Raw genomic sequence first — 11,877 nt, 5'->3', positions numbered from 1 at the left:
ACTCACTCTTTCATTTTAGGATCAAAGGCATCACGTAAGCCATCTGCTAATAAGTTGAAACCAATCATGATCACCGATAAAGTTGCTGCCGGAATCCATAATAGGTACGGCAAGTATAAGAATGTTTTGTATCCATCACTCAACATCGTTCCCAATGAAGCAGAAGGTGGTGTCAAGCCTAGGCCGATGAAACTTAAGAAAGCTTCGAAGAAAATCGCTGATGGGATACTGAACATCATTTGGATGATGATCACACTCGAAATGTTTGGCAAGATATGCTTGAAGGCGATCTTCCATTTGGATTCACCTAATGTCATTCCTGCTAACACATACTCTTGGTCTTTTAATTTCAATGTTTGCGCCCTGACGATCCGAGCCATCGGAATCCAGTTCGTGATCGCCATCGCTGCCACGATCGAGAAGATCCCTGGTTCAAAGACGACCAACATCAAAATCATCACGACTAAGTTAGGAATACCAGATAAGACCTCTAAGAAACGTTGCATCGCATTGTCCACACGACCACCTAATAAACCAGAGATCAAACCATAGGCAACACCGATCGTTACATCTAGTAACGCAGCGATGAAGGCAATCAGTAGAGAGATACGTGTTCCCATGAACAAACGACTTAACACATCACGACCTAGACCATCTGTTCCTAAAAAGTAGTTCACATCTGCAGGAACATTGGCTTGCGCATATTTATCGACTAACTCACCAGCAACCATTGCTTTTCCGTTTAGTCCGTCGATATTGATACCAGGAATACGTGGTGGTAAGTTGATGTAATCGACATTTTGAGCGGTTGGATCATGGGGTGAAACGAAAATCGTGATGATCGAGATAAAGATGATCACAATCAATAATCCCATGGAAATAACTGCCGCTTTGTTTTTCTTCAATCGACGCCAAGAATCCTGGATAAAATTCAGTGAAGGAGCTTCGATTTTTTCACGTTCTTCTTCTGTGTTTTTTTGTAACGGTAAAAATTCATCTGCAGGAATTTCTGCAATTGTTTCGTAGCGTTTTGGTATCAGTTCCATCTAGCTTCGACTCCCTTCAGAAACTCGGATTCTCGGATCAACTAGTCCGTACAATAGATCCACGACTAAAATAACTAAGATTAACATAAATGAATACAAGATCGTAACAGCCATGATCGTTGGATAGTCATTTGTTGTGATCGACTTAACGAATTGCTCACCGATCCCCGGAATAGCAAAGATATTTTCAACAACTAATGAACCGGTCATCAAAGCCACTGCTAATGGGCCTAACAAGGTCATCAACGGGATCAAACTATTACGTAGACCATGTTTAAAGGCAATTTCCCAACGACTCAAGCCTTTTGCTCGAGCCAATTCGACATAATCACTATGCAAGACTTCGACCATTTCTGTTCGGATGAATCTGGCAGAGTCGGCTAATGGCGACATGGCTAGTGCAATCGTTGGTAAGATCGTATACATGAACCCATCCCATTTTGCGATCGGCAATACACGAAATTGGATGGCAAAAATGTATTGTAACAATACAGCAAAAACAAAGTTAGGGATAGAACGTCCTAAGATCGCGACTAATGTAGAAGACGTATCGACCCATGTATTTTGTTTCATTGCTGAGATTGTTCCTAGGATCGTTCCAAAGAAAGTTCCGAAAATGATTGCTTGTAGACCAAGCTGTAATGAAGGTCCTACTCGTCCTGCTAATAAGTTAGCAACTGGTTGGTTTTTGAATTGGAAAGAGATACCAAAATCTCCTTGGATCAAATTAGAAAGATAGATCCCATATTGAACGATGACTGGTTTATCCAAACCAACTTGTTTGTTCAACATCTCAATTGTTTCAGGACTTAAACGTTCCTGGTTTGTGTAAGGTGTACCAGGCAATAATTGCATCAAAAAGAATGTGATGGTTGCAATCAACCATAGTGTGATCACCATAAAGAAGACGCGTTTTAATACATATTTTATATAACTATTCACGAATGTTTCCCCCTAGCTTTTGACTTCTGATCAATGTTTCGCTACATTATTTAATGAACCAATGATAAAGGAGCAAAATAATGAAAAAAAAATATCGTCCTTATTTGTTTGCCGGTTTAGTGATCGTCCTCGTGTTACTTAAAAATGTTTTGACTGATCAGTTGACCCTTCTTCAATTATCCAATGATTTATTTTTATGTGCGTTGCCGTTTTTGATTATCGGCGGATTTTTATGGGTGTTCTCCTCAGGTTTCTTTGATCACTTTCAACGTTCGTTTCACTTAGCACGAACAAGAAACCGGAAGGAAAAACCAGAATTTACTTCCCTATCTTCGGTCAGCTACGGTATGTATACCTTTTGGCTGATCATCGCTGGAATTTTGCTTGTGTTTTCGATTGTCTTTGCGCTCATCTCACTTGTCTAAATGAACGGCCAAAAGAATAACTAGGATCAGAAAATTGAGAGGTCTGGGATTTGTCAAACATCCCAGACGCTCTTTTTTCTTTTTAGGACAGATTATTCTTCAATATATGTCCATTTGTAATCCCATGATGCGCCAGCAGCATGATGAACGATACCTTTGACTTTTGGATTAACTAAATGACCTTCAGCTTTTTGATAAACTGGTGCGACACCCATATCTTCAGCGATGATTTTATTCGCTTCTTGTAAGTCAGCCCAACGCGCTTGTTCGTCACCTGCATCTTTAGAAGCAGATGCTTCAACGGCTTTGTCATAGTCTGCATTTGACCATTGACCACGGTTGTATGAATTGCCTGTTACAAATAAGTCAGTAAAGCTACTTGGGTCAGCATAGTCTGCGCCCCAACCACCTAATACTGTATCAAAATCACCAGATGATGAACGATCCAAACGAACTGAGAATGGTACTGGTGTAGGTTTTACTTTCACACCGTCAAGGTTTTCTTGGATAGAGTTTTGGATATATTCGATCACTTTTTTCGTTGAGTCATCATCTGATGCCATCAATTCAAATTCTAATGAGTCGATTCCTAATTCACTCTTCGCTTTTTCCCAATATTCTTTTGCTTTGTCTTGATCATATGATACTAATTCGCCGGCTTCTGCTGCGAAATCTTCATTTGTTTCAGGGTTCTTAGTCATGTCTGCAGGAATCAAACCTGTTGAAACAACTGAACCATCACCCATAACTTGTTTCACTAATGCTTCACGATTGATTGAATAAGAAATGGCTTTTCTTAAGTTCACATTTTTGAATGGTGAATCATCTTCTCTTTGATTGAACTCGATATAACTTGTACGTGCTTCTTTGACTGACGTATAAGCTGGATCATTCGCATTTTGTTGTGCTAACTCGCCTGATAAGATGACATCATCTGCTTGTCCATCTTTGAATAGATTCAATGCAGTAGAAGATTCTTTTACGACACTGACTTTGATTTCTGATAATTTAACTGCATCTTTATCCCAGTACTCTTCGTTTTTCTTGTACGTCCATTCAGTATCAGTACCTGGTCCATCAAAATCAGCTAAAGTAAATGGTCCATTGTATACTGCGTTGTCACTTGATGATGCGTACGCATCTCCATGTTCTTCAACCACTGCTTGACTTTGTGGGAAGAATGAAGGGAAAGCAAGTAAGTATTGGAAGTATGGTGTTTGTTTGGCTAATTTGATTTCCAATTCATAATCACCAACTGCTTTGATGCCTAATTCTGATTTGTCTTTGTCGCCTGCTGTGATTGCTTCAGCATTTTCAACTGGTGCAAAAAGATACGCATATTCTGATGCCGTCGCTGGATCTACCGTACGTTGCCAACCGTAAACATAATCAGCTGCTGTGACAGGCTCCCCATTTGACCATTTTGCGTCTTCACGCAATTTGACTTTATAAGTCAATCCATCTTCACTAACTTCAGCCAATTCACTCGCACCGGCTGGTTGAGGTTTACTATCTTCATCTAAACGATAGATTCCTTCATACACATTATTTAGTGCAGTAAAACTGATTGTATCTGTTGCAACCGATAAGTCGGCCGACGGCATTTCTTGAGGTACTACTAAGTTGAAGACGCCTCCTCCATCTGCTGATCCACTGCTTGAAGAACCACTACCACTTGTATCTGCACTGCTGCCACCATAACAACCAGCAAGTACAAGCCCACATAAGGCCACAACACCAAAAGTTAAATTCTTTTTCATCTTCCGTACCCCTTTATCGAAATTTTCAGAATAATTAGTATTTTCTGAGTTGTTTATGAGTTTAATGAATAATTATTAAAATTGCAACAGTTTTTTTCGCTTTTTCTAAAAAATAATGACTTTTCCATGAACGTTTTATTATTTTTTTCTGAAAAAATGAGATAAATCAAGGATTTTTATCTAATCCTCTTTCGAATAAAATAATCATAAAAAAATGGTCGTTATAGGAACGTTCGATATGAATGTTCGGTTTTTGCCACAAAAAAGAGCCTCCACACTAGGGGAGGCTCGCATGTTTTATTCGATTTAAAAAAAATCATTTTGGTGCTTCATTCATTGGTTTATTTCTCCAAGTCGTTTTGCCAGGATGATATCTGGTTGATTGATCCCATTTGCATCAGGAATCGCTCCAACGACTTGATAGCCCATTTTTTCATAAAATGTATAAGGATGCTTGTTGAAGGTTTCGATTGATTTCAGTTTATCTAACGGATGATCAAAAAGATCCGTATGACTAAGACTTGTGTCTCCATCCGTATCATCTGTTCCTAAATAAACCATCACACCACCTTTAGAGGCGATTTCTTTCTCAACATAATCAACTAAGCGGCTACCGATATACTGCTTTCGATAAGAAGTTTCTACTACTAGAGGGTGAATTTCCCAACCAGTCATTCCATACTGCGGAATCGCACCGATAAAACCAACCAAACGATCTTGTTCAACCGCTGAGACGGCGATTCGATCCGTCGCTAGTAGTTGCTCGACTTCTTTCATTGGTTGTTCACCGTAATCCTTCGGCCAAGTCAAACGCAAAAGGTCAGCTAACTGATCCTTCAATCCGATATTTCTACGATCAAATTCACTGATGATCATCCTATTCCCCTCCATTCCAATTTCAGCCTATTCTATCAGCCAAACGAGAAAAAGAGAAGGAAAGAAAACTTAACTTTAAGAATATTTATTTTGCTACAGTTTTTTCTTTTTTCATTTGTTTGCTACGCAATTGCCCACAAGCTGCATCAATATCTGTCCCATGCTCTTTGCGAATCACACAATTGATGCCGTTCTTTTTCAACACATCATAAAATTTCAATACATCCGCTTTTGGACTTCTTGAATATTGATCATGTTCACTTACTGGGTTGTAAGGAATCAAATTGACATAAGTTAATTTTTTCTTGTCTTTCAACAGATCAGCCAGTTGTTGCGCGTGTTCTGGACGATCATTTACTTGATTCAGCATGATGTATTCAAACGTGATCCGGCGATTGGTTTTCTCCAAGTACTCATCCACTGCTTCCATCAATTTTTCAATTGGGAAACGGCGATTGATACGCATCATAGACGTACGGACTTCATTATTTGGTGCATGTAATGATATCGCTAAGTTGACTTGTAATCCATTTTCAGCGAATTCTTTGATTTTGTTTGCCAACCCACTGGTTGACACCGTGATGTGACGAGCACCGATTGCTAAACCTTTGGCATCATTGATGATATGCAAGAAATCCATCACATTGTCGTAATTGTCGAACGGTTCACCGATCCCCATCACCACGACATGGGATACTCGTTCCCCCAGTTGACGTTCATCAAAGTAATGTTGGACCATCATGATCTGCGCTACGATCTCACCGGCTGTTAAGTCTCGGTTTTTCGTTAATAAACCACTGGCACAAAAAGTACAGCCAATGTTACATCCGACTTGTGTAGTTACACACACAGATAAGCCATATTCTTGTCTCATCAACACCGTTTCGATCATATTTTTATCTGGCAACTCAAACAAGTATTTGACTGTCCCATCACTTGCCTCTTGCACGATCACTTGTTTCAATGGATTGATCTCAAAGTTTTCTGATAGTTTTTCAATTAAACTTTTTGAAAGATTTGTCATTTCTTCAAAGCTTGTGACGCGCTTTTGATAGAGCCATTCCCATACTTGTGATGCACGGAATTTCTTTTCACCATGTTCTAAAAACCAAGCAGTCAATTCTTTATTTGTTAAGCCATAAATGGATTGTTTTTCCACGATTATTCCCTCTTTTTTTCAAAGTATCGCTACATACTATAACTGATTCCCTATATTAATGCAATAGTTCACAAAAGAAACTAAATAATCGTTAAAAACTTGTACTAAATCTTATTTAGGTCATGCATGAGTATCATGCAACTCATCGTATTCTTCTACTGATTTTTCTGGATCTAAAATCATCCATTTAATAAAGATAAGCCCTAAAATCAACAAGGTTGCTGGAATGATCAAGAAAAAACTGAATAGCAGTGGGGAACCATAACCAATAGCAGAAATGATCAACCCGACTGTTTTTTTAGAATCTACTGCTTTTGAAAGCAATAAATATAAGGTTAAAGTGAAGCCGATCACGCAAATCATACTTAGGATCGACCAAAAAATAATTCCATAAAAATTCCCCCATAGACGTGTCACATAGACGAGAGGAACCAGACCTGACTGCTCTGCTACTCGGTTAAAGAAACCAAAAAGATAAATCACTGTTTGAACGATATTCAATATAAAAATAGTTTTGATCATTTTTTGATGCATATTGTTTTCTCCTTTCTAGTAGTAATAACCATCATAAATGTAAGGATCATAGTTATAAGAATCCCGGATAAAAGAATCACGAATATACCATAAGCTAGAAAGAATGAATACGACGAAAACAAGATATAAAAGGATGATCACAATTTGAATAATAAACATCGCTATGCCAGCTCGACTCCAAGTTTTTTGGACTTGTTTGAATGTTTCTACATCCGTATAGTTTCCATCTCTCCATGCCCACTCATTGCCTTTGAATCCGCAAATAAACACCCAAACAAGATTAAATAGTGGAATCAAACACAGTAATGGAAGATACGTTTTGTTCCCGATTCCCCAAATGATATTTAGAGAGAATGCTCCCCAGTTCCATTTTTTGATTTCTTGCGGTACTTCCTGATTGCCCCTTTGAAACTCAGAATTTGCCAAGCCGACTTGGGGTTCATCAAGCGTTGTTTTTTGTGTTTGGCTTGTTGATTGTATTGGTTCTTTGATCGGTTCTTTGATCGGTTCTTCGATTGGTTCTTCGACTAGTTCTTTCACTGGTTCTTCGTTCGGCTCGCTGATTGGTTCTTCGACTAGTTCTTTCACTGGTTCTTCGTTCGGTTCGCTGATTGGTTCTTCGTTCGGTTCGCTGATTGGTTCTTCCTGTAGCGCATTGACAGGTTTTTCGGGCACTTCATTCATTGTTTCTGTCAATTGTTCGTTCGTCATTTTTTGGGAAGCTTCATTTGATACTTGTTCAACCTTTTTGGTTTTCTCATCGTTCATTCAGTGAATCTCCTTTCATCTAAAAAACTATTGTGACTTTAAGCTTATCATTTTTTTAACATGAATAATTTTATAAAAATCGTTTTGTTACTGCCTGTTTTTTTCCATGAAAGATATTTTTTTGGACTAAACGCAAAATAAAAGCAAAAAATCCATTCGATAAGAACAGATTTCTTGCTTTCATTTTATATTTCCTGATTTTCAGATAATGGTTGCTCCATTGACTCTTCCACTTGCTCAATAAAAACTTTTCGAGGCTTACTGCCTTCTGAAGGGCCTACGACGCCGTGGGCCTCTAATTCATCGACTAAACGAGCTGCCCGATTGTAGCCGATTCTAAAACGACGTTGCAACAGAGAAATACTAGCGGTTTGCATTTCGATAACTAATGCTTTTGCCTCTTCAAATAGTTCATCTTGAGGTTGTTCAGCTGAACCAGCTGATTCAACTTCATCCGTTGGCATCATTTTTTCTTCGTAATTGGCTTCTTGTTGATCGGTGACAAAGTTAACCACACGTTCCACTTCATGGTCTGAAATGAAGGCGCCTTGAACACGGATCGGTTTGTTCTCACCCATTGGTAAGAAGAGCATGTCCCCTCGTCCTAAGAGCTTTTCCGCCCCATTAGAATCAATGATCGTTCGTGAGTCTGTTCCGCTGGAAACAGCAAACGCAATTCGTGAAGGCACATTGGCTTTGATGATCCCGGTGATAACATCCACACTTGGGCGTTGTGTCGCTAAGATCATATGGATACCTGCGGCACGAGCCATTTGCGCTAAACGGATGATTGCATCTTCGACTTCGTTGCTTGCAACCATCATTAGATCCGCCAATTCATCAACAATGACGACGATAAATGGTAAGGTCGGATGTTTGGTTCCATTTTCCAGATTTTTTTGTTGGACAAATTCATTGTACCCAGAGATATTTCTCACACCAGTTGCAGCAAACTTCTCATAACGTTCTTCCATTTCCTGAACGACTTTTTGCAACGCTTGTGCTGCTTTTCTAGGATTGGTCACAACTGGCGTCAATAAATGCGGAATACCATTATACATATTCAACTCAACCATTTTCGGGTCGATCATCATTAGTTTGACTTCATGAGGTTTTGCTCGCATCAAAATACTTGTAATGATCCCATTTATGGCTACAGACTTCCCACTACCAGTCGAACCAGCAACCAGCAAGTGAGGCATTTTCGATAGATCAGCCGTTTGGACACGACCCGAAACATCTCGTCCTAGAGGGACTTCCAATAGCTTGTCTGGATGATCCGGTTGGGCTTCGATGATCTCTCTAAACGAAACCATACTGATCTTGCTGTTCGGCACTTCGATCCCGATCAATGATTTCCCAGGGATCGGTGCTTCCATACGAACATCTTTTGCGGCTAAAGCTAAGGCAATATCATCCGTTAAACTAACGATTTTACTTACTTTTACTCCAACAGCTGGTTGGATCTCAAACTTCGTCACAGATGGTCCTAAACTCGCTTTGACGACTTTCGCATCGACACCAAAACTTTGGAAAGTTTGTTCTAACACGCCAATGTTCTTTTCGATTTTCTTGTACTCATCACTTTGATCCACGGTTTGCGCAGAGTCTAATAAATCGATTGAAGGTAGTTCGTATGCTTGATTTTCTTCTTCTGCTTCGATCTCAAATTCTAATGCAGTGCCATCATCTTCAAATAACTCATCTTCGGACGACTCTTGTGCTTGGGTCATTTCATCCTGTTTAGGAGGTTCCATAACAGGAGGTTGGACATTTCCTTGGAAACTGTCAATCGGCACAAAACTCAATTGTTCAGGTTCACTTTCTTCATAAATAGGAGAAGTTTCCTTTTGGACTTGATTCTTTTGACGAGTGGCTCGCTTTTGTTCCATTTCCGCAGCTTCAGCTTCGGCTGCTTCTTTCGCAGCAAGACGTTTCGCTTCCTTCGCTTCTGCTCGTTGCTTTTGCCGCTCTTCTTTCGCAGCTTGTTTACGTGCCTGTTTTTCTGGGTCGCCTTCTAACAGTTCTTGGAATCTATCTCCCATGACTTGTAAGGCATTCAATAATTGATGACTCTCAACATTACTAAATAATACTGCTCCGCCAAGAATCAATAAAACAGCTACGAAATAACTTCCCGGTTGAGCAATCAAAAAGAATGTCAGATTATAAATAAATGCGCCTAACATACCGCCACCGACATTCGTGGTGATTTGGCTTTGACGAATATCTGCCGATAGTAGATCCCAAGTCGTTCCAATGATATTGGGTTCTCCGCTGTCCAATTTTCCAAAAAGATTGGCATGTAAAAAGAGTAAGATACCTAAATAAAACAGACCGACTCCCAGCCAACGACGACTCTTACCCATCGTGAATTCTCTATTTTTGACCATGATCCAAAATCCTAAAACTGCTAATAATACACAGAGGATCTGATACGTATTTCCAGCGACTATGCGAAAGCCATTCGCCACTAAAATGCCTAAAAAGCCTAATTTCAAAAAGCCAAAGACGGCAAATAGTATAAAAGCAAAGCCAACACCGATCGCAATCATTTGCTCCTGCTGCTGTTTCTGTTTTTTTGTTTTTCTTTTCTTTTTAGCAGGACGTTTTTTCTTTGCCATGATTTATCCCTCTTTTCATCAAGTTCCATTATACAAAAAAAAGCAAGCGAACAAAAGTTTTGTTTGCTCGATTGCTGATTTTCTTTCATGATAAAAAAGAAGAGCAGGACTAAAGTCCTCTCTTCTTCTTCCATTATTCATCTTTTTATTGAGGGAATGGACAAAAGATACCCTCTACTCACCTATATTTGCGCCATTCTCACGAATCACTTGTTGGTACCAGTAATAGCTATCTTTTTTGTAGCGATCAAGTGACCCTTCTTGTGTTTCATCCTGATCTACATAAACGAAGCCATAGCGCTTTTGGTAGCCATTTAACCAGCTCAGCAAATCTGTGTATGACCATGTGCAATAGCCCAAGACTTCTGCACCATCTGAAATAGCTTCTTTGATGGCTTTGACATGACTCTCCAAGTAGTTGATACGGTAGTCATCGTGGATCTTTTTATCCTCTGTCAATTTGTCATATTCACCTAAACCATTTTCCGTGATCAACACAGGGATACGATAGCGACTCGTGATTCGTCGCAAAGCAATACGTAAACCTTCTGGATCGATTTCCCAATCCCAATTTGTACGTTCGACAAATGGGTTTTCTACTTTTTTGTACATGCCAGGCACGCCGGTTTCTTCTGATGAGCCTTTTTTACCTGTAGTATTCATCTTACCAGCGCCGACACCATCTAATGGATTAAAGGCGTTCGTTGCTGTTTGGTAGTAGTTGATGCCTAAAAAGTCAGGTTTCGCAGAGGCTAATAGCTCCTCATCACCTTCTTCGATCGTTGGCGCCCACCCTTGTTCTTCCAAGAATTTCATCGCAGCGATTGGATATTTGCCCCACATATAAACATCCATCCAATAATGTGCCATCAAATCTTCCGCATTTTCAGCAGCCAAAATGTTCTTTGGATCACTGTCGATCGGATAGTTTGGCGTATACGCAAAACTTGGTCCGATTTTCCCAGGCATATCCATTTCATGGAATGCATTGATCACTGCTGCATTAGCTAAGTTGGCAATATGGTTCACTTGATACATTCGTTTTGGATCAGTCACTCCTGGAGGATGTACCGCTAATAAATAACCGAGTGAAGTGAAAATATTTTGCTCGTTCAAACTCACCCAATAGTGGACTTTGCCACGAAATGCTTCGAATAAGGTTTTTGCATAGTTCGTAAAATCTTCGATGATCTGACGAGATTCCCACCCTTGGTATTCATCTTGCAACGCTTGTGGCAGATCCCAATGATACAATGTCAACATTGGTTCAATGTCGTGTTTGATCAATTCATCGATCAAATCCATATAGAAAGCTAAGCCTTCTTGATTGATCTCGCCGCGGCCATTTGGAAAAATACGTGTCCAAGCCACAGAGAAGCGATACGTTTTCAAACCTTGTTCTTTCATTAAGGCAATATCTTCTTTATAACGATGATAATGATCAACAGCTAAGTCGCCATTTGTTCCTTTAAATGTCTTACCTGGAATACGAACAAAGCGATCCCAAACGGACTCACCTTTTCCGCCTTCTTGCCATGCACCTTCTACTTGATAGGCAGCTGAAGCAGATCCCCAAAGAAAATCATCAGGAAATGCTGTTAATTTTTGGTGTTCCATGAACATCTTCCTTTCCTAGTTCAATCTTTACCTCTTTAGAATAACACGAAACCCTTTTCATTACCAAGTAGATTTTTGACATTTACAAACAAAAGTCTAGTCATTTTAAAAATAAGTCAAAAACAA

The 11,877-nt window shown here is 39.6% G+C and carries 10 protein-coding genes; 1 reads left to right on the top strand and 9 read right to left on the bottom strand.

Going from position 1 to position 11,877, the window contains the following annotated elements; translation table 11 throughout:
* Window positions 1–2: 2 nt before the first annotated feature.
* Together IGK77_RS03390 and opp3b are read right to left on the bottom strand one after the other, a co-directional pair.
* On the bottom strand, window positions 3–1,046 hold the full coding sequence (locus tag IGK77_RS03390; protein ID WP_019722499.1) for an ABC transporter permease: 1,044 nt from the start codon (window positions 1,044–1,046) through the stop codon (window positions 3–5).
* On the bottom strand, window positions 1,047–1,988 hold the full coding sequence (opp3b, locus tag IGK77_RS03385) for an oligopeptide ABC transporter permease (protein WP_019722500.1): 942 nt from the start codon (window positions 1,986–1,988) through the stop codon (window positions 1,047–1,049).
* Window positions 1,989–2,068: 80 nt separating this feature from the next.
* Between opp3b and IGK77_RS03380 the strand changes: the two genes are divergently transcribed.
* Window positions 2,069–2,413: a DUF3899 domain-containing protein gene (locus tag IGK77_RS03380; RefSeq protein ID WP_071866642.1), complete on the top strand. Its 345-nt coding sequence runs from the start codon at window positions 2,069–2,071 to the stop codon at window positions 2,411–2,413.
* Window positions 2,414–2,505: 92 nt separating this feature from the next.
* Here IGK77_RS03380 and IGK77_RS03375 read toward each other — a convergent pair whose 3' ends face one another.
* The 7 genes from IGK77_RS03375 to IGK77_RS03345 all read right to left on the bottom strand — a co-directional run bounded on the left by IGK77_RS03375 (window position 2,506) and on the right by IGK77_RS03345 (window position 11,751).
* A complete protein-coding gene (locus IGK77_RS03375) occupies window positions 2,506–4,173 on the bottom strand; it encodes a peptide ABC transporter substrate-binding protein (protein ID WP_010736156.1) in 1,668 nt (555 codons plus the stop codon).
* Between the two features lie 333 nt (window positions 4,174–4,506).
* On the bottom strand, window positions 4,507–5,049 hold the full coding sequence (gene aac(6'), locus IGK77_RS03370) for an aminoglycoside N-acetyltransferase AAC(6')-Ii (protein ID WP_071866643.1): 543 nt from the start codon (window positions 5,047–5,049) through the stop codon (window positions 4,507–4,509).
* A gap of 85 nt (window positions 5,050–5,134) precedes the next feature.
* Entirely contained in the window at window positions 5,135–6,208 is a 1,074-nt protein-coding gene (rlmN, locus tag IGK77_RS03365) for a 23S rRNA (adenine(2503)-C(2))-methyltransferase RlmN (RefSeq protein WP_010736158.1), read from the bottom strand.
* A 120-nt stretch (window positions 6,209–6,328) separates the two neighbouring features.
* Window positions 6,329–6,742: a hypothetical protein gene (locus IGK77_RS03360; protein WP_074800641.1), complete on the bottom strand. Its 414-nt coding sequence runs from the start codon at window positions 6,740–6,742 to the stop codon at window positions 6,329–6,331.
* Between the two features lie 15 nt (window positions 6,743–6,757).
* Window positions 6,758–7,168: a ribonuclease G gene (locus tag IGK77_RS03355; protein WP_086335207.1), complete on the bottom strand. Its 411-nt coding sequence runs from the start codon at window positions 7,166–7,168 to the stop codon at window positions 6,758–6,760.
* Window positions 7,169–7,695: 527 nt separating this feature from the next.
* Window positions 7,696–10,134 carry a DNA translocase FtsK gene (locus tag IGK77_RS03350; RefSeq protein WP_074800635.1) on the bottom strand — a complete coding sequence of 813 codons (2,439 nt, stop codon included), beginning with the start codon at window positions 10,132–10,134 and terminating at the stop codon, window positions 7,696–7,698.
* Window positions 10,135–10,308: 174 nt separating this feature from the next.
* Window positions 10,309–11,751, bottom strand: a complete 1,443-nt coding sequence (locus tag IGK77_RS03345) for a glycoside hydrolase family 1 protein (RefSeq protein ID WP_065096128.1) — start codon at window positions 11,749–11,751, stop codon at window positions 10,309–10,311.
* Between the last annotated feature and the right edge of the window lie 126 nt (window positions 11,752–11,877).

It is taken from the genome of Enterococcus sp. DIV0806c (genome assembly GCF_051710905.1).
GTDB classification, from domain to species: domain Bacteria; phylum Bacillota; class Bacilli; order Lactobacillales; family Enterococcaceae; genus Enterococcus_B; species Enterococcus_B mundtii.
The sequence above is the reverse complement of the archived record's forward strand: the minus strand, read 5'-3'. Positions and strand labels throughout refer to the sequence as shown.